The sequence below is a fragment of the Thalassotalea sp. LPB0316 genome (genome assembly GCF_014898095.1).
Classification (GTDB): domain Bacteria; phylum Pseudomonadota; class Gammaproteobacteria; order Enterobacterales; family Alteromonadaceae; genus Thalassotalea_G.
On the sequence record NZ_CP062946.1, the window covers coordinates 115,864 to 141,743 of the forward strand.

General features: G+C 42.2%; 12 protein-coding genes. 7 read left to right on the forward strand and 5 right to left on the reverse strand.

Annotated features, from left to right (window positions below; translation table 11 throughout):
- Nucleotides 1-89 precede the first annotated feature (89 nt).
- Together LP316_RS15955 and LP316_RS00560 are read left to right on the forward strand one after the other, a co-directional pair.
- The gene (locus LP316_RS15955) at nt 90-8,963 is read left to right on the forward strand and encodes a thrombospondin type 3 repeat-containing protein (protein ID WP_226960769.1); all 8,874 of its coding nucleotides are present in this window, start codon (nt 90-92) and stop codon (nt 8,961-8,963) included.
- Between the two features lie 106 nt (nt 8,964-9,069).
- Nucleotides 9,070-9,711 carry a glutathione S-transferase family protein gene (locus LP316_RS00560; RefSeq protein ID WP_193022178.1) on the forward strand — a complete coding sequence of 214 codons (642 nt, stop codon included), beginning with the start codon at nt 9,070-9,072 and terminating at the stop codon, nt 9,709-9,711.
- Nucleotides 9,712-9,715: 4 nt separating this feature from the next.
- Here the strand turns inward: LP316_RS00560 and LP316_RS00565 are convergent, their stop codons facing one another.
- Both LP316_RS00565 and LP316_RS00570 read right to left on the reverse strand, forming a co-directional pair.
- Nucleotides 9,716-10,369 (reverse strand): transglutaminase-like domain-containing protein, encoded by a 654-nt coding sequence (locus tag LP316_RS00565; RefSeq protein WP_193022179.1) that lies wholly within the window; start codon nt 10,367-10,369, stop codon nt 9,716-9,718.
- Nucleotides 10,370-10,449: 80 nt separating this feature from the next.
- Nucleotides 10,450-11,490 (reverse strand): AraC family transcriptional regulator, encoded by a 1,041-nt coding sequence (locus LP316_RS00570; RefSeq protein ID WP_193022180.1) that lies wholly within the window; start codon nt 11,488-11,490, stop codon nt 10,450-10,452.
- Between the two features lie 124 nt (nt 11,491-11,614).
- Between LP316_RS00570 and LP316_RS00575 the strand changes: the two genes are divergently transcribed.
- The 3 genes from LP316_RS00575 (at nt 11,615) to LP316_RS00585 (ending at nt 17,105) form a co-directional block, all read left to right on the forward strand.
- Nucleotides 11,615-13,531 (forward strand): DNA topoisomerase III, encoded by a 1,917-nt coding sequence (locus tag LP316_RS00575; RefSeq protein ID WP_193022181.1) that lies wholly within the window; start codon nt 11,615-11,617, stop codon nt 13,529-13,531.
- Nucleotides 13,532-13,619: 88 nt separating this feature from the next.
- Complete coding sequence (locus tag LP316_RS00580) at nt 13,620-14,348, forward strand: SGNH/GDSL hydrolase family protein (RefSeq protein WP_193022182.1); 729 nt, start codon at nt 13,620-13,622, stop codon at nt 14,346-14,348.
- Between the two features lie 276 nt (nt 14,349-14,624).
- On the forward strand, nt 14,625-17,105 hold the full coding sequence (locus tag LP316_RS00585) for a TonB-dependent receptor (RefSeq protein WP_193022183.1): 2,481 nt from the start codon (nt 14,625-14,627) through the stop codon (nt 17,103-17,105).
- A 60-nt stretch (nt 17,106-17,165) separates the two neighbouring features.
- Here LP316_RS00585 and LP316_RS00590 read toward each other — a convergent pair whose 3' ends face one another.
- Nucleotides 17,166-18,125: an alpha/beta hydrolase gene (locus tag LP316_RS00590; protein WP_193022184.1), complete on the reverse strand. Its 960-nt coding sequence runs from the start codon at nt 18,123-18,125 to the stop codon at nt 17,166-17,168.
- A 239-nt stretch (nt 18,126-18,364) separates the two neighbouring features.
- A complete protein-coding gene (locus tag LP316_RS00595; protein WP_193022185.1) occupies nt 18,365-19,807 on the reverse strand; it encodes a hypothetical protein in 1,443 nt (480 codons plus the stop codon).
- A 225-nt stretch (nt 19,808-20,032) separates the two neighbouring features.
- Here LP316_RS00595 and LP316_RS00600 point away from each other — a divergent pair, with 225 nt between their 5' ends.
- Together LP316_RS00600 and LP316_RS00605 are read left to right on the forward strand one after the other, a co-directional pair.
- On the forward strand, nt 20,033-21,100 hold the full coding sequence (locus tag LP316_RS00600; RefSeq protein WP_193022186.1) for a GNAT family N-acetyltransferase: 1,068 nt from the start codon (nt 20,033-20,035) through the stop codon (nt 21,098-21,100).
- A 227-nt stretch (nt 21,101-21,327) separates the two neighbouring features.
- Complete coding sequence (locus tag LP316_RS00605) at nt 21,328-22,401, forward strand: EAL domain-containing protein (RefSeq protein WP_193022187.1); 1,074 nt, start codon at nt 21,328-21,330, stop codon at nt 22,399-22,401.
- Between the two features lie 96 nt (nt 22,402-22,497).
- On the opposite strand, the gene LP316_RS00610 is transcribed toward LP316_RS00605, so the two are convergent.
- Complete coding sequence (locus tag LP316_RS00610) at nt 22,498-25,518, reverse strand: ImpA family metalloprotease (RefSeq protein ID WP_193022188.1); 3,021 nt, start codon at nt 25,516-25,518, stop codon at nt 22,498-22,500.
- Between the last annotated feature and the right edge of the window lie 362 nt (nt 25,519-25,880).

Genomic DNA, 25,880 nt, shown 5'->3' on the forward strand with positions numbered 1-25,880 from the left:
TGTACTAGGCTCAAATAACTAAAAGTGCTGGCTGAACAAGCTGGACTATCAGTCAATGCCAAATAACCTAGCATTCATAGGAATTGAGTATGAACTTGTTAAAAAAAATAATACCTTGCTGTTTTAAGGTTATCCTACTCTTAAGTTCACTATTTTTGATAACTAGCTGTTCAGATAGTGGTAATGATGTCAACGACATTGTCGTTCCCGAACCCCCTGCGCCACCTGAGCCACCTCAGCCCCCTGAACCAGACCCAGTATCGTTTTCAGGCGGCGGTGTTAAAGGTCCCATGGCCTTAGCTGAAGTCAATGTCTATCAAATAGACCCTAGTGCAGATGGCTTTAAAGGAGAATTAGTTGGCAGTGCAGCGACCAATGCACAAGCACAAATAGAAAATCTAGCCCTCACTCCCCCACTCTCCCCACCTTATTTACTCGAAATTACGGCAGTTGAAGGCACGATAGACATAACCACAGGGTTAAGCCCGGTAATCACGCAAGTTAATACATTATTAACCCAGCAAATGATCGATGAAGAACTTGCGATCTATGCGACACCACTTACCGACATGACGGTCGCACTCATCTTTAAAAATGCCGATAGCAACGTTGCGCCATACACAGGTAACAACGATGGTGAAACGACGCTAGAAGAAATAATCGCAGCAATGCCGGCAGCCCAAAGCCAAGTAAAATCAACCTTAGGTTTTGGTTTAACTGACGACATCGATATTTTTACCACGCCGCCATTGATCGATGACTCAACAGATAGTCTTGAAGAGCAAACGTCAACCACTGCTTACCGTAGCGCAGTAGAAGCATTAACCGCCGTAGTCTACGAGATGCAACAACTCTCCGGCGATGGCGAAGCTACAACCGATGATATTATTGATGATATGGCTGCCGATTTATCAGATGGCATGATCGACGGTCAAGCCGACGGCGAGAGCACTGCGAGCTATCCTGAGCAAGCACTCGATGTGTTAGCGCAAGACCCTGCAACATTACCCATTCCAAATGATCCCTCTGGCCGTAAGGTATCAGACGTAAAAGACGTAGTGGTTGGTGAAACTCAGCAAACAGGCCAAGAGGATACCGACACTTCTGAATTTGAAGAATCGGAAGAGGTGATAGTTGTTAAGCCAGCAAAAACCTCACCGGATATCGACGGCGATGGTGTGCTTAACGACAAAGATGCCTTCCCTGAATCAGCTGCTGCTGATAAAGATACCGACAAAGACGGCACGCCAGACGTCAGTTACATTGTTGTTGACGGCGTTCGTACTGAAGAAATCGATGAGGCGAACTCAGATCCTGATGATGATAACGACGGTGTTAAAGATGTAAATGATGCCTTCCCACTCGATAAAAATGAATTTAGAGATACCGATGAAGATGGTATCGGTAACAATGCCGATGACGATGACGATGGCGACGGCGTACTAGATGTTGATGATGACTTCCCACTCGATGGTACTCGTTCAGATGCTGTCGATCAAGACAGTGATGGCTGGCCACAAGGGCAAGATAGCGACGATAGTGACGACAGTGTGCCAGAGCAAGATTTTGTCGATACCGACGGTGATGGTTTAGCTGATAACGGTGGCATTGCGCCAGACTCAGATGATGATAACGACGGTGTCTCTGACGACGACGACGCTTTTCCACTCGATGCCACAGAATCAAGTGACCAAGATAACGATGGCATTGGCGATAACACAGATACAGATATTGACGGTGACAACGTACCGAATAACCAAGATTTATTCCCGCGTAATCCTAAAGAATCAGTAGATACCGATCGTGACGGTATTGGTAATAACAAAGATAAAGACGACGATGGCGATGGCTTAGATGACGAACGCGAAGCTTTGCTTGGCACCGATCCTCTTGATATCGACACTGATAACGATGGCGCACTAGACGGCAAAGATGCCTTCCCATTAAATCCGTTAGAGCGTTTTGACAGCGACAAAGATTCAATCGGCAATGAAACCGATAACTGTCCATTAGTTGCCAATACCGGCCAAATAGATACCGACCAAGATGGCTTTGGTGATTTATGTGACAAAGATGATGACAACGACGGTGTACCAGATGTTGAAGATGACTTCCCACTTGACGGTACCAGAAGTGAATCAAGCGACGCTGATAGCGACGGTTGGCCAAGTGATCAAGATCCTGACGACAATGATGCTAATAATCCAGGTACCGATTTTATCGATACTGATGGCGACGGTATAGGCAACACAACGGATACCGATGATGATGGCGATGGCTTTGCCGACGACCAAGATCAATTCCCATTAGATATCAATGAATGGCGTGATAGCGACCAAGATGGCATCGGTAATAACGCCGATACGGATGACGATAATGATCAGTACTTAGATAGCGATGAAATTGCTGCCGGCTCAGATCCATTAGACGGGCAAGATTTACCCGCCGATTTTGACGGAGATTTCATTCCTGACGTTAATGATGGCGACATCGATGGTGATGGTGTAGCTAATGGCGATGACGCCTTCGACTTCAACCCTGAAGAATCAGTTGACTCAGACGAAGATGGTGTTGGCGACAACAGCGATGCCTTCCCTAACGATCCAACTGAAACTGTAGATACAGATCAAGATTTAATCGGCGATAATAGCGATAACTGCCCATTAATTGAAAACCCTGACCAAATCGACGTTGACCAAAACGGTGTTGGCGATGCATGTGATCAATACAGCTTTGATTTAACGGGTACTTGGTTAGCATCCGAAGTCATTAGCTTTGATCAGAACGATCCAAAATGCAGCGTGCATGAAAACGACACTTGGTTATTATCAATTGAAATGAACCAAGGCGAACTCTTCATCAAAGATGCTGATGATGAGCACGATGATGACGGTGCCGTGGGAACAGTCGATTTCGCGGGTAACATCACATTAATGACAATGGATGAAGATGATGACTTTATCGCCCAAGAAGCTTTCTATGATAAAGACACAGGAGTTATCACCATTGCATACAGCCAAACGTTTGATAAAGACACGGCAACAGAGTGTGCCGTAACCGGTACATTAACCGCCACCCAATTTGAGCCTACCAATGAGCAAGTAGCCTTTACTGATGGCATTGCGTGGTTTGAAAGTGACATGGACTACACTAGCGCTGGTACTATTGAATTATTCTATGAATATGGTGTGATTTCACAAAGTGGCCCAGAATCTATTTTCTACTTCGATAGCGAAACTAACGCTTGGGTTGTAGCTAATGATGAAGACAATGATGACTACGTGTTAACACCAGAAGGTATTCGTGTTGACCCAGATATTTTTGAAGTTGAAAGCTTTGGTGAAAACGGTGAAACAGCCATTATTTCGACAGGCGCGATTGACGAGCAAATCGAATTACTTGCTACGCCAATTAACGGCATTATGCAGCTTGCCCTGCTCGAAGATGAATTTTATGGCACGATAGCCAAAGATGCCGTCTTCAGCGAAGGCGCAATCGCCTACATTCCAATTGTTGAAGGGCTAAACGATACCTTTAGCTTCTGGTGTGATAACGATTTTATTAGCGATATCAACCCTGAGCTCGTCTGTAGCAACGGCATCGTATTGTCTTGGAACGAGGGTGATTTTAACTTAGCTCAGACAATCGACGATCTAGTTAATGTTTCTGGCTCTCCTGTTGATCAAATGCAAGGTTCAATCTGGTTAGGCGCTGGCAACGGGTATGATGTCCAAGCATTCTTTGTATCAGACAATGGCCAAGCCGATGGTGCAAACTTAACAGCCAATATCTATAAGTTCAGTTACGACGGTACTATGCCAGAGCTCTATGAGTCTGTTGCTATCACCATGGATATGGTTGGTTCGACAGCTGCATATAGCTTTATGGTCCCAGCCGCCCTGCAGGCAGCTTTAGATATTGATATCGAAGATGCTGTTCCTATGGTATTTGAAGATAGCCAGTTAGAAGGACAAACTATTGTTCGCCAAGGCCACAAGCAGCTAGCAGGTGTCCGAGAGGATACAGGTATCGTCTTTAACTCCATCGCATTAGCCGACATCCTTGAAAGTTTTGACTTTGTTGATACTGACAATGACGGCCTGCCTGATCCATTAGATGAGGATAAAGATAACGACGGCATTAAAAATGAAGACGACGCCTTCCCGCTAGATGATTCAGAGACAACGGATACCGATCTAGATGGTATTGGTGATAATACCGACACCGATATCGATGGCGACGGTGTACTCAACGAAGATGACTTAGATCCTTTTGACGACAGCGTATCGCAAGCGCTGAGCTTTACCGCCAGCGATTTGATTGATGCTTACGTACTTATTCTTGATGGCGCGCTTGACGAGCCAACAATGAGATTAGGATTCAACGACGGTGAGCGTTACGATTTCAACGACGGTTTTATGACCAAAAGCACAACCTTTGGCAGTGATTTTGCCGACTTTGCCTTCGAAGAAAACACCTTAAATCTTTACTTTGATAGTCTTGCTAGCTCGAGCTTTATGACCATTGAGCAAATGCTTGATATCGGCATGATTTCACAGCAACGCGCTGACGATTTCATCGCCGTGCATGGCAATTATCAAGTGGAAGTTATTATCACCACTGGCTTAACCAAGTGGCAACGGCTCGAGAGCAGTGCGCCGAACTACAGATTTTGGCAAGTTCAAGAGCAGCAATACTTAATTGCCCCTGAATGGGAGCGAGAACAGTTAACTGGCTCAACGGCAGAAGTACCTTATGTGACAGAAACAGATGGTAGTTTACTTGAATTAACCGATTACAGTTCAATAGAGACAATCGCTTGGAGCGCTGAAGAAGTCATGATGCAATGGGCAATGCCGGTAAACATTGACTTTTTCCACGAAAACCAATGGGATCGCAAGCAGTTTGATATTGTTGACTTTGGCGACAATAACACAGCCGTTTCAGCTATCTTTGGCATTCAAATGAACTGGTCGATTAACAATGACGGTATTCTTGTTATTGATTTAGGTGAAAATGTCCAAATCACGGTACAAAAAATCAATGATTTTACCACTGGTGTTGGCGCTTTAGTGCAAGCCAGTGATGGTCAAAACACCATTTCGTCATACGAGTTACTCGTGCCACAAAGCTCAGACATCAATGTTGAGCCTCTGTTAAATAGCTATTTACAAAATAGTTTTAGCCTGACAAATCCAGATGCCTACAACGACGAAGGCATGCTCAATAGTGATGCCTACTTTGGCTATCGCTTAGAGACGGGTGGTGATCGCGCTACGCGAATTTACAGTGGCGATTTCAACTTTTACAACGAGCGCGATGGTTGGGACCGTTGGTATTGGTCACTAGAGGAAAATAACGACATTAAGCTCAATGCTCTATGGCACAGCTATGACGGCGTTTATGCTTCTTGTTTCTATCAAGAAGACGACGACTGCAACCGTTGGCGAATCAGAACGTGGCGACCGCTACAAGTAGTCGGCAACAGACTCTATGTACTGGAGTGGGAAGAGCGCAATAACTTTGCCTTCTCGGTACCTTCTCAAGAAGAAGAGCTCTATATTGCAATAGCGCCGCGAGTAAACTTCTATGAAGTACTCGACATCGATAGCGATAAAGACCGCATCCTTGACAGCATCGACCCAGATGACGACAACGATGGCGTTAACGACCTAGATGATGAATTCCCGTTTGATCCATCAGAGAGTATGGACAGCGACGGCGATCTAATTGGTGATAACGCTGATATGGATGACGACAACGATGGCGTGTATGACAAAGACGACGCCTTCCCGCTAGATCCTTTGGAAACAGCGGATACTGACATGGATGGCGTTGGTGATAACAGTGACCCAGACATTGATGGTGACGGTGCGCTAAATGAAGAGGATGTTGCTCCTTACAATCAAGATGTTGGTGCTGCGATGGCATTTAGCAGTGACGACTTACTGATGAAATACGTCCATATATCAGAAGGTGCACTCGATGAACCTGATATTGTTTTAGGCTTTAGCAATGGTGAAACTTATAGCTTTTCCAATAACGTTTCCCTAAAACAAAGTGCGAGTAAATCACTACCTGGCAGCTATGTCTTAGCTAACGATATACTCACTATCGATTACGACAATGCCGATTCATTCACCCAGTACTATCAAGTAATGGATCTGGTTGAGTTCGGTATTGTTGATCAAGCTACAGCGGAATCTTTTATCGAAGTAATGGGTGATTACTACATGGAAGTGGTAATCGAAACACAAGGCGTGAGTTGGCAATTACTCGAAATGAATGGCGATACTCATGTCTTCTGGCAGCTTGCCTCACAAACACTTTATGTGGTCGACGACTATTACCGAGAGTTTTTATTCGGCTCAATGGAAGCGCCAGCTCAAAGCTTTATTGGTGAAGGCCAGATAGTCAGCTTGATGGATTTTGACGCACTCACCTTTACGCCATGGACAGCACAAGAGTTAAACAGTGACTGGGCTATGCCGATAAAACTTGATTTTGCGATGGCAGAGCTTCCTCAACCACTCAGTGCTGATATTGTTAATTTTGCCGAAAATAACACAGGTACTACGGCTATCTTTGGCTTGAATTTTACTTGGTTAATTGACGCCGACGGCGTATTAGTCATTACGCTTGATTCAGGCGAGATTATCACGCTAGCGAAAGAAGCTGTTTACGATACCGGGGTAGGTGTATTTGCGACTTATACCGTAGGTGAGACAACTTACACTAACTACAGCTTAGTGGTTGCACAAAACCAAATTGGCGACCTTAGCCAATACACTGACTTGTTCCTGCAAAATAGTTTCAGCTTAACCGACCCTGGAGCTTATGATGAAGACGGGATGTTACGTGACGATCGCGTATTTGGTTGGCGATTAGAAAACAACGATAATCTCGTCACACGTATTACCAACGGCGATTTTGATCTATCTGAAATGTTCAGCGGCTGGGATCGTTGGTTCTGGGAGTTCACTGTCGATGGTCAAGTGAAAATGACCAGTTTACGCAGTGAATACGGCTCATTTGCTGACTGTGATCCAGAGAGTGATGATTACTGTGCATACTGGCGAATCAGATACTGGCAACCACTAGCAACCATAGGTGATAGGATCTATGTCCTTGAGTGGGAGGAAATAAATGATAACGCTTACAGCTTCCCAGCAGAACCACCGGTATGGCGAATTAATATTCCACCGAGAGTACAATTCTATCAAGTGATGGATATCGACTCTGACGGCGATGGTATTACCGATGCGCTTGATCCTGATAACGACAACGATGGTGTTAACGATCAAGATGACGAATTCCCATTTGATTCATCAGAGAGTATGGACAGCGATGGCGATTCAATTGGTAATAATGCCGATAAGGATGATGACAACGACGGCGTTTATGACGAAGACGACGCCTTCCCGCTAGATCCTTTGGAAACAGCAGATACTGATATGGATGGGATTGGTGATAACAGTGACCCAGACATTGATGGTGACGGTGCGCTAAATGAAGAGGATGTAGCACCATACGATGCTCAAGCTGGTAGCTCGGTCGCTTTTAGCACTGACGACTTATTATCAGGTTATGTCCGGATTACCGAAAGTGCGTTGGCAAACCCTGCGGTTCGATTAGGTGTGCTAGACGGCACACAGTACCTCTTTGACCAAGGCGTTGCGACCAAAAGTGATAGTTTTGGCAGTCAGTCGGCAGACTATTTATTAGAAAATGATGTACTGACTATCTACTTTCAAGGAGTCGAAAGTTCAAGCTATGAGAATGTCTCTAGTTTAATCAACAGAGGAATGATTACGCCGGAATTAGGCGAGGCATTTATTGAACAACACGGTGACTATCAAGTGTTAGTATCAATTACGACAAGCACGGCAACGTGGCAACAGCTAGAAAGCTCGGCACCCAACTATCGATTTTGGCAAACACAACTTCAGGCGTATCTCATCGTAGATGACTGGGAGCGTGAGCAGTTAACAGGCTCTTTAGATCAGGTACCTTTTGAGATGGAATCAGCACAGCTCGTTGAGCTCATTGATTTAGCTTCGCTGCCATCAATTGCTTGGGTCGCTGAAGATTTAACTGACAATTGGACGATACCGGTTAATATTGACTTTGCCAATGAAGTGGATTTCAACCGCAAACAAATGGACATCGTATCGTTTAATGAAAACGGCACGGCACTCTCAGATATATTCACTATTTCAATGGATTGGACTATTGATGAGAACGGGATATTAATGCTTTCATTAGCTGATAATATTACGGTTAGCATCGAAAAAGTTGAACAATTTGATACCGGTGTTGCTGCTATTGTCATTGCTACTGATGGCATGAATACTATGTCATCTTATGAATTCCTCGTGCCGGCTGCGAGTAATATCGATATCTCACCGGTACTAAATAGCTATTTAATGGGCAGTTTCACGCTAACGAACCCAGACGCATACGACAACGGTATGATCCAAGATGATGCCTTCTTTGGTTATCGCTTAGAGACGGGTGGAGATAGAGCCACTCGAATTCTCAATGGCAATTTCGACTTCAATAACGAACGAGATGGTTGGGATCGTTGGTTGTGGTCATTAAATGAAAATAATGACATCGTCCTAAATGCGCTTTGGCAAAGTGACTTTGGTGTCTATCAAGAATGTGACTGGGTCTTTGATGACAACTGCAACCGCTGGCGAATCAGAACATGGCGTCCGCTGCAATTGGTCGGTAATAGACTCTATGTCCTCGAGTGGGAAGAGCGCAATAACTTTGCCTTCGACATACCATCAATGGCAGAAGAGCTAACCATGGCCATTGCGCCAAGAATTAACTTTTATGAAGTTTATGATATTGATTCTGACAAGGATGGCATATTAGATAGCGTCGATCCTGATGACGACAACGACGGCATCGATGATGAAAACGACGCTTATCCATTTGATATACACATGAATTAGATTGATTTTAGCGTAGCGTAAAAGACCTGAACCTAGTTCAGGTCTTTTTTATTTCTATATGTCCAAACCATGCTAAAGTATTTAAAAAATTAACAAGGAAACCGTTATGGCAACAATCTTGGGCGTTCCTGCCTCACCATTTGTTCGTAAAGCAATGCTAGCTCATCTTATTAAAGGCATACCATTTGAGATAAAAATGGTACCACCAGGCAGTGATGACGAAACCTTTAGACAAGCTAGCCCGTTAGGCAAGATCCCAGCTTATCAATCAGACCAAGGCACACTGTTTTCAGACTCTTCAGTGATCATCGCGTATCTAGAAAAATCGCAACCAAGCACACCGCTCTACCCTAATGACGCTGAAAATTTTGCCAAAGCATTATGGTTAGAGGAATACGCCGATACAAAAATGGCTGAAGCAACAAATGCTTTATACTTCCAACGCGTTGTTGGTCCTGCTTTTTTCGAGCACACCACCGATGAAGCTCGAGTAACCGAAATACTCAACCAATTAATTCCACCCGTATTGAATTTCTTAGAAGACAAGTTATCAGCTCAATACTTTGTTGGCGATGAACTTTCAGTAGCAGATATTGCCGTTGGCAGTAATTTAATGAGCTTAACTAGAGCGAACTATGAAATAGACCAAACACAATGGCCGAAACTCGCTGAGTTTTACCGCCAATTTCTAGCCTTAGATGCGGTAAAACAGCAATTAGCAACTGAAGATAAAATATTTAACCGCTAGTTATTTAATCGCCAGTAGTTGACGTACTTAGCACATCGTTTTGAAAACAATGTGCTAAGTGTGGATAGTGTTTGGCAAAGTTTTGCTGAATAAATTTAACAGGCATCTCAGCAAAAGTACCGTGATCGACTAAATATTCCATGTGTTTATCACCTTCACCGGTAAACTCGTGGAAAATAGAGTCTGCTAAACCATCAAACTCAAGCGGGCTGATGTTATGTCGGGCGCACAAGTTTTTGTCGAATGCAGGCGTTGCTTTAACCCATTTACCCGCTAAAAACAAATCGACATAACCGTGCATTGAAAAGACATCGGTTTTCAGTTGTTCGAGGAGTTTTGGATTTGCTAGATGATTTTTCACATCGGCTAAACCTATTCTTGCAGGTATCCCAACCTTTCGGCACAAGGCGATCATTAAAGCACTCTTGGGCAAACAATAGCCTTGGTGCTGGTTAAAGCAAAATTCAGCGGTTAAAGTCGGTGCACCATCAAACGCCCCTGTTGTGTCGTAGGCAAAATCATCGCGCACAGCATAGTAAATCGCTATCGCATTTTCGATAGCCGAAACATTTGAACAGATAGGTAAGCTATCAAAGTAATCGACAACTTTTTGGTCTTTATAATTAAAATAAGGTGTTGCCTGTAAGTATTCGTTCATAACCACGTATAACCAAGATCTAGCCAATTTTATTGATTATGCCTTAACCAATAGGCAACAACATGACAGTTACATACAAATCACTGAGCTTTACTATCATGCTGGCTTGCTCTTTGCGGATTTTCTCGATATTGACTCGGGGTAACGCCAAACCACTTCTTAAAGTTTCGATAAAATACGCTCACTTCAGAAAAGCCTAATTGCGCTGAAATTTGTTGATTAGTTAACTTGGTTTTGACCAAATAATAAGAGGCTTTTTGCTTGCGGACTTTTTCACGAATATCTTTAAAGCGAGTGCCCTCTTGCTTTAAGCCGCGAATTAAACTTTGCTCACTGCAAAAGAAATGCTCAGCGGCATGAGGTAAATTGGTTTCACCGATGTATTGGGCATCTTCCAAGTATTCTTGCACTTTTTTCGTCAAACTCATGCTTGATTGATAATGCGACATTAAACACTGCGGCGCGTTAATTAAAAAGGTCTGCAAGCTATCAGGTGTTTGCTTAACTGGCATATCAAGTAAGCTATTATCAAAGTAAATAGCGCTTTCTTCTCGCTCAAAGTGCACTTGAGTTTTAAACAAGCCAGGAAGATAAGAGCTAGCATAAGCAGGCGAAAAATTAAGTGTAAGCTGCGACAACTCGATTGGCTTATCAATCATCCAGCTCAACCAGCGCCAAATAATACAACTGGTAAATATAATAAAATAATTATGACTCGCACCTGTTGTGCCCGCTAAATTAGTGTCGAACACCAGCTTAGATTGTTGCTCACCGATATCGAGTCGCCAGTTAATCTGCTTACTCAAAAGGCGGTAAAAATTACACGTGCGATGAATCGCTTGTTTGAGTGTTTGGCAGGTAATACAGGCATAGGTCATCATGCGAAAGCTGCCAACAGGTAAGCTGGTACTAATACCACCAAAAGACTCATCGTCAATGGCGACGACACTTTGCTTGATCATTTCGGCAAAGCCATCGGCACTTACATCCTTGCCCTCACTGGTAAAAACCGTTTCAGGTACCGAAAATTGCTGACAAATTTGTTCAATCGAGTAGCCTCTTTTTTGGAAGTCACGAAAGTGCCAACGAACAAATGGATTGGGGATGAGAGCTTGAGTCATAACAACGTCAAAATATAAAACATTGCCGGTAGCTTATCATAGCTTTAATTTTGGCTAACAAACTATTTAACTGTATAAAAATTCAGTATATGATAGAGCAATTGATAAAAAGTAACGTGTTATTGTGAATTTATATATTGCCGAAAAGCCCAGTTTAGCAAAAGCAATTGTTGCTGCCCTACCTAAGCCTCATAAAAAACAAAACGGCTATATTGAGGTTGGCAATGGCGATATTGTGAGTTGGTGTATCGGCCATATATTAGAGCAAGCTGAACCACAAGTTTACGATAGTAAATATCAAAAATGGCATTTCGAGCATTTACCGATAGAGCCGCAAACCTGGCAATTAGTACCGAAAAAAACCAGTAAAACACAGCTGACAATTTTAACTCGGCTAATAAAAAAAGCTTCAGCTATTATTCACGCCGGCGACCCAGATCGAGAAGGCCAATTGCTAGTTGATGAAGTGATTAATTACGTCAATATTCCGGACGATAAAAAACGCTCAGTTCAGCGCCTGCTGATCAACGATTTAAACTTACAAGCAGTAAAAAAAGCACTGCAAAACCTCAAATCTAACCAAGATTTTATGCCGTTATCGGTTTCGGCACTTGCTCGTTCACGAGCCGACTGGCTTTATGGTATAAATCTTACACGAGCGTTAACGATCAGAGGACAAAAGTCAGGATTTAATGCGGTGTTATCGGTGGGGCGAGTACAAACACCGGTGCTTGGTTTAGTCGTTGAGCGAGATCAACAGATCGCGGATTTTACGCCCCACGATTATTACGAGGTCTTGGCAAAGCTTGCAACCTCCAAAGGTGAGCAATTTTCGGCTAAATGGCAACCGAGTCAGGCGTGTGAGCCTCATATGGACAGCGAGCAGCGCATTATCAATAAAGCACTGGCTGAACACGTAATTACCCGCATAACCGACCAGCAAGCGCTAGTCACCAAAGCAGAAAATAAAGACAAAAAGCAAGCACCGCCACTGCCGTATAATTTATCGGCATTACAAATCGATGCCGCCAAACGATTTTCGATGAATGCAAAACTGGTATTGGATATTTGCCAAGTGCTGTATGAAAAACACCAACTGATCACTTATCCAAGATCAGATTGTCGCTTCTTGCCAACCAGCCAATTTGGCGAAGCGAAACAAATTATCGCTATGCTCAGCCAAGCAGAAGAGCCTCTAGCAAAAGCTGCTAGCCAAGCCGATGCCAGCATAAAAAGCAAAGCTTGGAACAATGCCAAAGTAAGTGCTCACCATGCGATTATTCCAACCTTAAAGTCGGTGAATTCAGCTAGCCTTAACAACTTTGAGAAAAATGTCTACCAACTGATTTGTCGTCAGTATTTGGCTCAGTTCTACCCTCACTTTCAATTTAATGAAATCGCACTTGAGCTCGACATAGCGGGTGGATTATTTTCAGCTAAAAGTACGAAAACACAAAACTTGGGGTGGAAGCAGTTATTTAATGCTAACAATGAAGAAAAAGAGCAACTACCATTATTAAATAAAGGTGATGTACTTCATTGTGGAACCGGTGAACTGATCACCAAAGCCACACAACCACCCAAACCATTTACTGATGCAACCTTACTAGGGGCAATGACCAATATCGCTAGATTTGTTCAAAACCCAGAGATCAAAAAGCAATTAAAAGAAACCGACGGTTTAGGCACAGAAGCGACACGCGCAGGCATTATCGATTTGCTCTTCAAACGCCAGTACTTGAAACGGCAAGGGAAAAGTATTCACGCATCAGATCTTGGTCGTGGCTTTGTTCAAGCACTGCCTAAAGAAACGACCTTGCCAGATATGACCGCACATTGGGAGTCGTCACTCAATTTGATGACGCAAAAGCAGTGCAGTTATCAAGCATTTATGTCAGGTTTAAGCCAACAACTTCACCAGTTAATTGATCAAGCCTCAACGATTCGATTTACCGACTTGCCGAAGATCGATAAACCTAGCTTTAAAAAACGAAAACGCCATAAAGCCACAACGAACAAAAAAGCTAAAACGATGACCTAAACTTGACGAAGCTAAGCTAATATTTCACAGTAACGCCACTTGGAATAACTCATACCAAGTGAATTAAATATTTGGTATCACTGTAATTATGATTCATTGGCTAGTTACCTTAGTTTTACTTCCTGTCTTTCTTGTTCAGGGCAAGTATGTTCGCAAAAATACGCCAAAGCTTGCTGAAGCATCAGGCCCGCGTATTATTTCAAATGCGCCTGGCAACACTTCATCTACGGATAAACTCACTGTACTGGTACTTGGCGATTCGGCGGCAGCGGGTGTTGGTGTATCAAACCAAAGCGATGCTTTATTAGGTCAACTATCAACAACACTTTGCCAATCGCTGGGCGATAAAGATATTTCATTAACGCTAATGGCAAGTACAGGTACAACGACACAAATGGCGTTATCTCGGATTCAGGCATTGGCAGCCGAAAACTTTGACGTAGTGGTTATTTCGCTTGGCGTCAATGATGTCACCAAGGGGATCTCACGAGATAAATTTAGCTCACTTCAACATCAATTAATGAATTTGCTGATCAACAAATTTTCAGCGTCGGTGATCATTGCCACGCAAATCCCACCCATGCATCAATTTCCTGCGCTGCCCAACCCGTTGCGCTGGTATTTAGGTAACAGGGCCAAACAATTGAATAAAGATTTGACCCAAATATGCCAAGCTTATAAGCAAACACATACGCTCACAATTGAACTGCCGAATGACCCTTCGCTAATGGCTAGCGATGGCTTTCATCCTGGCCAACCGGTTTATCAACAATGGGCAATATTGGCGAGTGAACACATCGTTGAAAAAATTAACTAATCGCTTTGTAAGCTAATAATAGAGTCAAGCTGTGAATTACTATCGACTGAAACGATCACAATAATCAGCTCGATTTAACCTCTGAAGCCCCCCATAAAGCGCTCAAAAAGCCATCAAATATGCGCATTAGTTACATTTCGATTACCTTGGTCACAACCTCCCTACTTAAAAAAACACTTTGCTACAACCTTTAGCAAATCGCTCGGGTACATTCTAGCAATGCTTGAATAAGAGCTAGTCAAAAGCATAACAGTAGTAAACATTAGAGAGATCCCAATGAATTTAAGTAAATTAAATAAAGCGGTTAAAAGCGCTATTTTCTTAGGTGTTGCCTCAACACCATTTGCCACAACACAAGTATTGGCTCAATCACCAACACAACAAATTGAAAAAGAAGTAGAGCGTATCCAAGTAACAGGTTCACGTATCAACCGTACTGATATGGAATCTTCGAGCCCAATTACCGTTATTGATTCAGGTTTTATTGCCGACAGCGGCTTCCAATCAGTTGAAGAAATCCTTAACTCACAACCAATCATCGCCGGTATGAACATTGGCTCTACAACGAATAACGGGTCTGGCGGTAGTGCAACAGTTAACCTGCGCGGTATGGGTGCTCAACGCACTTTAGTTTTATTAAATGGTCGACGTATGGTTGCATCAGGTACAGGTGCTGACGCTTCAGTCGATTTAAATACGATTCCTGTTGCCATGATCAAGAACATTGAAATCTTAAAAGATGGCGCCTCTGCGGTATATGGCTCAGATGCGATTGCTGGCGTAATTAACATCATCACCAAAAATGATTTTGAAGGCACAGAAATGACCGTTGAAGGCAGCATTACTGGCCAAGGCGATGGTGAAACGGGCGGTTTTAACATTTTACACGGCACTGAACTTGCCGGCGGTAACTTAGTTGTCGGTTTACAATACTCAGATCGCGGTAGCATCATTCAATCAGATCGCGATTTCGTTGATGCCGGCGCATCTTCTTCTATTGTCGGTGGCTCATTAGGTGGTCAGGTTCATGTTGGCGATGGTGTATATCGCGACCTCGAACAAGATGATCTATACGACTACACAACAGATAGCTATGCTCAAACCCCAAATACACTGACCAGTGTATTCTCTAGCTTCAACAAAGAAATCGCCGGTGACACTGAATTATCTGTCGATTTTATGTATACACGTCGTGAGTCTAAGCAGCAAATGGCGCCTCAACCAGCGGTTATCGATTTAAAAACAGATCAGCTTGATAGCAAATATACTGATCACTTTAGAAAAGATGGTGTTCTACCTGAAGAGTTAGAATATCGTCGCCGTATGACGGACGCAGGCCCGCGTATTTATGAGCAAGAAACTGACACTTACCGCGCATCAGCGGGGTTAATTGGTTACTTAGATAATGGCGCACAGTGGGATATCTCTGCAACTTATGGTCGTAACGACTCAAAAGATCGCGTGCATAACTCAATTCACGCCGGCAACATGGAGCAAAGTATCTACAACAACCAAGATTTATGGTTTAGCCGTGACGAACTCGACCGCGCCTTCTTAGTGAGCGAAGATGTTATTTACACCGAAGAAAACAAAGGTGGTAACGAGCAATTTATCTTAGCAGCTGGCTATAGCGGTACTACAGAAAGTGACATTGGTTATGCGATGGGTGTTGAAAGCCGTTACGAGTCGGGTTACTACACACCCGATGAAATAACGCAAGCGGGCGAAAGTACAGCAGCACAGCAAGACCCAACATCAGGTAATTACTCTGTTCAGTCAGTTTACGGTGAAGTTGCCGTGCCTGTAACTGATGCATTTAACGTTGAAGCGGCGCTGCGTTACGATAATTACTCAACATTTGGTGGTGCAACGACCTGGAAATTAGGTGCTACATACCAAGTAACTAATGAGTTCATGTTACGCACCGTAGCGGCAACAGGCTTCCGCGCACCGAATGTATCTGAATTATACGGCGGTAACTCAGGTTCATACGATTACCTAAGTAATCCGTGGGATGACAACCAAATCGATCCACAAATTTTAGTTAACTACACTTCAGATGAAAACCTAAAAGCTGAAGAAAGTGAGTCATTTACCTTTGGCGCCGTGTGGGAAATCAAACAAGGTTTATCAACGACACTAGATTACTGGAAGTTTGATGTAACAAACGCCATTACACGTGTTAACGTACAGGCAGCAATGAACAACTGTTTCGAAGGCGACACCGCGGCGTGTGATGTGATCAATATTACACCAGAAGGTGACCTAAGAAACCTTTCTTCACCATTAACGAATGTCGGTAGTTTAGAAACATCAGGTATTGACTGGAATGTCACTTACGTTGGTGACATTTTCAGAGTAACTTTTGATACAACGTACTTAATTGACTACACAGAAGATGGCATTGACTACACAGGACGTATTGATGGCAACATGGGTGGCTTCTCTGAGTTTAGATCTAACTTAAATGTTCAAGCTAATATTACAGATGACTTAAGCGTTCTATACACAGCACAATACATCCATGGTATGGAAGGTGAGTTCTACGGCGACGAGTTTAGAACGAGCTCAGTAACTTACCACAACATTTCAGCATCGTATAATATCAACGATCAATGGAGAGTTAACGGCGGTATCAAAAACCTACTAGATCAAGATCCTAAATCAGTTCTAGGAGGTAATGACATGGGCACAGTGCCATCGATTTATGATGTTGTCGGTAGAACATTCTTTGTTAGCACAAGCTACAAGTTCTAATAGTTATCTCCTTGCAAAAAACGCTAGCAATGCTAGCGTTTTTTTATACCTTTTTAAAACCTATTCAAACCGAAAGGCATTCATTCGACTATCGAAAACCAGCCCTTGAGTAAACTCACCTCTTTCGCCATTTAAAACACGAGTGAAGAAGGATTTAACCACATCATTCGTTGGCTGATAGAAGACGCCATGCGTTTTTCCTACACCGGGACCATCAGTAAAGTCAAAATAAAGCGCATTGCTCGCATTTAAATGTTTGGCGCTGCGACCCAAACGATCTTTTTGAAAATTTACATCCGACCATTTCAATACCCAATCGTTTTCATTAATCGTGATATAAACTTTTTTGCCTGATTCAATTTGATCAACCCAGTGAGCATGCCCCGCATTATCAACATCGGCTTGGCACAAAATCACATTGTGGAAAATGCGGGTCTCTTCCTCATAGCTTGCGTTGTTAACATAGTTTTGGAACAAGTAATTACCTAGGCTATAAGTCATGAACGATATTTTGACATTACAACTTTCTAGTGCTTCTTTATTAAATGGCTCTTTTAAATAACTACCAAACTTCTCAAGTGTGGCATCTAACGCCCCAACCGAAGCCACAGCGTTGCGCTTGGCTACGCGATATTCTTTCGTTTTAAAACCACCAGGGTTTGACGGCCATGAAAAAGCAACCACTTCAACGTTGTGAACCTGCTGCATTTTGTACGCTTTTTCTAAATTTTTTTCAAAACTTTGATTAAAGCCATGAACGAAAAAAACACAGTTTTTGCCACTGTGCCTAAGTTTATCTCTTAATTCGTTAAATGCTTTTCTCGACGGGATATTATTGGCGGTAATTTTTGACGGCTCAGACATTAACCTCACCTGCCATTTGCCATTAACTTTTTCTGCGTGAGCAATACGAGTTTCGTTCGGGCCTTTAACATTGGGCTCGTCACCAAAAGCGTTGTGATCACCAACACCGTTGATAAAGTTTGATTTGTTAATTTTTCGATTGGTAATAACTAGCATAAAACACTCCTTTGCTTGTCGTTGTTATGTTTAATTGATGTGATACGAATCATCACATCAGTGCTCGGTAAACAACAATCCACCAACACACTCCTTTACTTTAAGGTAAAGAAATCATTTGTCAGCAGATGGCTAAACCCTAGTACACAATCATCATTTTTCAAGTAATGCTCGACGCACAAATAAAAAATGCCAGCAAAGGTGCTGGCATGTAAAGTTACTCAATATAACCGATGTGATTAGTTCAGCGCTCTGTTATTACTTGGCTTTGATACCAAGGGTTGATTGTATTTTACTTTAACCACACTTGCTAAAGGCTTCAGTGGTGAAAGGTCAACATTACTCATAGTTAATGACAAGCGAGAGCCAAAATAATTATTCCAATCTGAGCTAACTCTTGTTGCCGGAGAGCCATCATTCGTCGATAGCTTTGCCAGATAATCGTTATATGATGAAATCCCCTGATAACCATAGATGCCGATTCTAAAATTAACCGTATCGATTAAACTTTCAACCGTGCTGTCTGGAATAAAAGCGTTAGTATCTAAGTTTTCAATCGACGGCAGCTGACCTGAAGTTGGCGCGCGCATATACCAATCAAATAATCGACCATTTGCCGATCTTGCCGAAACCGTCATCGAAATAAAATCAAACCCACTGTAGTGTGATAAATCATAATTGGGTTGGTCGCCATTTAATAGCTGAGCTAACTCCATGTAGTCAATAGCTGTTAGTGGTAAATCAAAGGTTTGATTGATGTCTTCTGAATTCATTGCGTTGAGATAAAAGACGTCGGCGCGATCGACGCCCTCAATACCGTAAATATCTTCAAAGTTGTATGCCGTAACGCGATAGTAATCAGCATCATCGTGATCAAAAGCATAAAGTGGCGTATCGTCATAGCCAAAGGCATAGTTTCTAAAGTGACTATCTCGCCCTGTATAGGTAGCTGCTTGTTTTGAATTCGCCTCATCAGTATTGATGCTAACTTGACTACCCACTAATGTTTGATCAACCACAAAATAGTCAGTAGAGGCAGACGGCATAAAAGCACCAAACGCCTCATCGGGATTGTCAAAACTGATCATCGAACTAATCGCACCATAGTTACCACTAATCGGCTTACACTGCGAAACCTGTGTATAGTTATATTGGCCAAGGTTCGAGCTACTGCTGTACCCATCGACCCCACCTAGCGCACCAAATATCGGATAATCACTGGCTCGTGCACTAGCAACAGCGTCAAAATTAAGTGTTCTACATTCACATTGGGAGCTGTCACTCGTGTAATAGCGAATTTTACCCGCATCTACCATTGGTTGCTCTAAGGTTGTTACAACCTCAATAGGATTGACCCCAGCTACCTCAATAATATCAGGCATGACAATTGATACATCACGTGTTGAAGCACTTGTAGAATATGTCATCACACCATTTGCATTCGCGCTAATGATTTGCTCATTGCTAAAATCGCTGCCATGAATGATCAATGATGCCTGTGTAACAGGTGATTCATTGCCACAACTGTCCTCATACACCGCTTGGATCCTAAAGGTTTTATTGTTAGACGATTGACCTGAGTTATTATTATTGTTCGTAGTTGACGATGAGGACGACCCGCCACCACACGAAAACAACGCGACAGCCGAGGCTAGCGCGATAAAAGATGTTTTAAGTCTCATTTGCAATCCTTTGAGGTTTATAATTTTGCCCATGCAATCTAGCAAATTGTTAAAGCAATGTTAACAAAAATATAACCAACTGGTAAAAACTCGTATAAACTAATGAAAAATAAACCTTAAAACTAAATAATATCAACAGTTATCGTCCTCCAATAAAAACTCACGTGTTGAGTTTGTATCGTTTTGATGTAATAGTTTTAACTTTCAAATGACTGATCATTACGCGTGAAAAGAAATTCAGCCACTAAATCACTATGCCCTATTCATTCAAGTGAACGCGTATTTGATATTTATCAACAGCTAAGTAAGCACCAACCGGTTAGTTTTTTTAATAGTTGGCCTTGGTTTTCAACATGGCTAGCTTGTTTACCTGATGACATAGACGTCAAATTCGTTGTTCACTATGAGGGAAAAGAGCCAATGAGTTGCTTTTTTCTCGGTATAAATCGGCAGCGTCAGAATAAACTGACTAAACAGCGTGGCTATTTAAATTGCACCGGAATAGAAGCGCTTGATGAATTAACGATAGAATACAATGACATTATTTCAGCTTCACCAAAACACAGTGAACAACTGATCAGCGCCTTTCTCGATCTTGACGATATAGAAGAGCTTAGGATTGCGCACAGCCAACAACTCGACTTCACCAATATTGATAAATTTTATATCAGAAAAACCACCAAACCGGCGTTTTGTGTTGCCCTAAATAATTTTAACTCTCTTGATGATTACCAGCGCTCTCTGAGTAAAAACACCCGGAAACAAATAAAACAATCATTTAATGCCTACCAAGGAAAGTTTGGCGAGCTATCGCTTACATTAGCGCACAATACAGAACAAGCGCTTGCTTATTTAACCGAGCTAAAAGAACTACACCAAAACTACTGGCAAGCTAAAGGTAAAAAAGGTGCTTTCGCTTCGGCTTTTTTTTGTCAATTTCATCAAAAGCTCATCGAAGATTATTTCGAACAAGGGCTCATTCAGCTAATAAAAGTTTCTAGCAAAGCACATACGCTCGGCTATTTATATAACTTCATCCATAACGAAGAGGTTTTATTCTATCAAAGCGGCTTTAACTACCTAGCGGATAACAAATTTAGACCAGGTTTAGTGGCTCACAATCTAGCGATAGACTGGGCGTTAAATAATGGGATGAGTAACTATAATTTTCTCGCCAGCAATGCCAAATACAAAAAGCGATTGGCCAATAAACACGATATGTTAACTACGTGGGTGTTATCTAAAAAGACTTTAAAAGGACATGTAGAGCATCTGCTGAGAAAACTCTATTAGTCACTCCCTGTCTGCGCTACCACAAGTACAGTGCTCAGGTAAATAATAAAACCGTTACCCAAATTTGTACTCACCTAGCAGTTCATCGTCAGTCTATTGCATGAGTTTAAGCGGTCGATTAGACCTTCAAAGTTTCAAATTTTTACACTGCGATTGCCTTAAACTTTTCTGTCTTCCATACTGATATTAGTATGACTTATTAAATAGTTAAGAATACAAGGAATAACATGAGTAATATTGCCAAGCTTCGAGATCAGTACATTGAGGTAAACTTTGAGGGCCAACCGTCCTTAGAAAAGAGGATTCAACAAATCCGAAAAATAATAAACATCGTGATACACACTCGAAAAATGCATTTACTTATTAATATGAAAGGAGGCTCGGGGATATTCAATAACGAGGATACGCGTAAAGTTATCGATTTTATTCACAAAGAGGATTGGTCATTAAGAAATAGGCGAACTTTTATTAAAGTGGCTGTTTACTCGACAGAAATTCCAGTAGAAGAGTTCGATTTACACATGAAAATCCTCAAAGCCAAAGACATACAAAATGTTCATTTTTTTGGTTCCAGACAGGCTGCACTAGACTGGCTAGATATAAAAACATCGCTCGATGATGTAACGGCTTTTTACCAACCTATCGTCAAATTGACAACGGGTGAAATTATTGGCTATGAAGCGTTGGCTAGGAAAATTAAAGATAACAACACCATGCCAACAAAAGCATGGCTACCAAAAGTATTAAACGAAAAAGACGGCCCCCTGATGTTAACAGAAAAAATGTTAGCATTAGCATCTAAACAAGTGAGAAACCTTAATGACAAGCAATTCATTTCCGTTAACTTTGAAGCTGACAATTTCAATTGCAAAGACTTAACTAGGTTACTGACCCCGTATGTTAAATCCCCCTTTAAAAAACATTTAGTCGTCGAGATTTGTGAGTCTGGACAATTAAACAACAACTGCTTAAAAGAATTAGAGGGCACACCAATTCCTGATATTAGGTTGAGTTTGGATGATATTGGCAGCGGAGCATCGCGCTTTCTTATAATGGCAGAAGCCCGTCCATACGCGATCAAGCTCGATCAAGTTGTTAGCGAGCAACTATCAAATCAAGATGTCTTTGAATTTGTGTGCTATTTTACCAAATGGGCACATCAAACGGGAACAATGATTGTTGCAGAAGGCGTTGAGAACCAGGAAATAGCAGACAGATGTATTGCTGCAGGAATTGATTACGCACAAGGCATACATTTTTATGAGCCCGCCAAAAAACTCATCAGTAAACAAGAAAAGTAAACTTCCTTTACCTACACATCTAGTTGCCTATTGAGAAAAACCAAAAGCCAACGGGCAAAACTCCACCTGTTGGCTTTTCGTGATAAGACAACCTTTTTACAGGCATTCTTTTGGCGAACTCCCATCACGCCATAGCGTTGTCCCATCATTAGGGTTTAACGGCAAGAAGGTCATGTTGTCTGTCATAGAGCGGTCTGGCATTTCAGTTTCCAACAAATATAAGCCCATCGGGATTTTCGTCGAGTAGTTAGCTAAATCAATTTGCTGATTTGCTAAGTCACTATAATACAAGCCATACATATCAAAATAAGGGCGCCAATCTTGATTGGCCAGTTTACTCAGAGTAATCACCATAAAATCATTACCGGGTATATGGCTAACGGTTTTTCCGCCATAACTCGCATGTTCAGCATACGGAAATTGGCTAAAGCCTAATCGTTCACGCATACTCAACCAATCAGTTTCACTATCGGCATACTTACCAAATATTCGGCTGTGTTGATACAGCAATGTGTATACACTAAAGCCATTTGCCAGTAGTTGTCCTTGAATATTTTGTTTATCAAAATGCAACGCCATTTGAATGTAAAACGACATGCGATAACTGTTATATGCAGCATAATCATTACTGCGCCAAGGCGCGACATATCGGCTCTCACCATCAGGCATTAGCTTGCACTGACGATCAAAAATCACTCGCTCATTATTGTCATTTGTCAGTTGCAATGCATCCGACATAAAAACATTAAAGACATCCTTGTGGTTAGTATGACCATCAGTTAATGGTTGGCTATTCCCATGGCTAATGTAATGGCTATGCCACTTAACAAAATAAGGAAAAATATTGTTCGAGTTTTCACCCGCGCGACTTGAATAATCCACATAATTATTGCGATTTTCAGATGCCACGTAAGCAACATTCAGTCGATTAGTCTGCAAATTATGGCCTAGTTCATGATTGTCTAGCCAGCCAGATGGACTGATATTACCACTTGAATCCCAAGGATTACCTGAACACCCGCTACCACAATGTGCATTTTGGTCATAGTTTGCATGCTGTATGTTGCGACGAATATGCAACTGCTCATCTAAACAATCAGGCAATGAAGACATTTCACCACAGATAAGCTGTACATCCTTAGGCAGAGATTGCGCCAAAGCTAAGCCGTCGACTTTAAACCCTGCCAAGGTATATACCGCATTAATGTGTTCTTCTTGGATAGCCTTGAGTAATGCTTTAACGCTTGGATATTCTTCATTGATCGCACCTAAAAAGCGATCGCGACGTAGGTGTTGCTCTGCGCCAAAAGCTTTTAAGTCAACATGCGGTAATTCTGTGTTGGCTAAGGTTTTCTCAAATAATGCGATTTGAGTATCGTCGTTAAAGTTGGTTACTGTAGGGTGTTTGGCAACGTTTTGCGCACTTACATCGACGGCAAGTTCTGAATCATTACTAGCAATATTGAAATACAACGGCCCACCATAGGGTGATGAAAAACTCAACGAGTCGCCTGCAGTTAACGATAATCGCTGTTGTGATAACTCAAGTGGCCCGCGATAGACCTGATGTTTGAAGGCTCGATTGGTATTACTGCGGTGATAATTGAGCTTGATCTGCAAACTTGCTGGATTATTATCATGGCGAGTTAGCGTGATTTTCTGGCCGGGTTGCACGTACCAACCTGTTGTTGTCCATTGTCCGCTATAAGGCACTGATATGGTTTGGCGTTCACTAACCGTGTTAACACGTTTGTAGTTGGCGTTGTCATTTAGCACCACGAGATTTTTATCAATCACGTATTCGCCTAAGTCTGGTTGTGCCAAATTATTCTCTCGTGAATAGTTAACAACCCAATCTGCAAACATGGCTCGCTGCCATAGACTTGCCTGGTCAAACTCAATCGGATAGTCGATCGCTTGGCGATATTTATCAGCCAATAGCACACCCGCTTTTAATAGCGCCCAAGTATCGTGTTCAAAAGGATTGATACCCGCGTTATCAAGGTTAATTGCCGACTCGCGAAACCAATCAGCACCCGTTTTGAACGCCTGTTCAAATTCATCAGTCTTACAGTAAATAAAATTACCTGTACACCCCGCTAATACCGAGTTATCAAAGCTATCGCTTCGCAAATTCTCAAGTAACTGGTTAACTTGTGTAAAGTCGCTTTTTTTCATGTCATTGACGTCAGCGCCAATGACATGGTGTTTACTCCAATAGTTATTGCTGCCGCTTAACCCCATATATCGATATAAAGGTGCAAGAAATTCACTAGGGCCTCGTCGGTAATTGCTGATCAATACTGGAATATTTTGCGCTTTAGCGTATTCAATAGCCTGTTCAATTGCACGATACCCCTGTGCTTGGCGATCTATATCGCTGATCAGTAGGATATCTGGCTGTTGCCGCTCTAAACAACCTAATAGTTCCTCACCATCACAACTATTTTCATCGTTGATGGTATAGTTGTCCGAGTAGTTTTGACTAAGCCACTCACGAATCTTTTCATTGTGTGGAAAATACCAACTATCGGCCTTTGACGGTACGTGGGCAGTGACGATATTTAGCTGCCTTTTTGCATTTTGATCACCCACTAACCAAGCGAATAATGATCGTGTAAAACGAATCGTTGACTCTGAAACATCTACGGCGAGCAAGTTGGCAGCCATCGCCGCATAACGATGTGCTCGTTGCTCGCCTACCATCACTAAACCAACCTCAGAGGGACTGCCATTATGGTGATGTGTCGATGAAAGTGCAGGAAAAGTATGCTCGGGTAAGTAAGCACTGAAAAATGCACTGTCGTGAGTCGGATGCCAAGAGATTTGATCAGTATCATCATACAACTGTTCAATGATCGTAAATTTAGTTTGGTCAATAGCTTGTGTTTGCGCCAAGCTAAAATCAATGAGCTCATCAGCAGTAGCTAAACTGTGATCTTCGCGCTCGATTGCTAACTTCGCGTTTTCGTCAACAGGCTTATATATTGGTGGCTCAACAGGCACTGGAGGCTCAATAGGCGCTGGAGGTTCGGGACTAGTCTCATTATCTGAACTCGAACCACCACAGCTTGCCAGTAATAAAACGGCGAAAATTGGCGCCAACTTATTAAACATCATCATTCCTCAGCCATCATAATAGCCAAAGTCACAGTACTGAGATGACACATCAATATGACTGACTATTTTTTAATACAACATTGCAATAGCTAGCATCCTGATACTATTACGCTAGTCTACAGGGTACTGTATTTTGTGTTGTTTGTACGTAATGAATAACCAAGGTTTTGTAATACTATGTATCACTGCAAGCTAGGTTCAGTTTCTGATATCACGCCCTATGAACGCCAATTATTGAAAAAATCCCCCTCGGGCATATTGAAGGCGTAGTAAAAATAGTAAAGCTATACAACTAGATATAATTGTCTAATTGACGGTTCAGCAAACTTTTAATTCACAACAGAAAAGTAAAAATATCA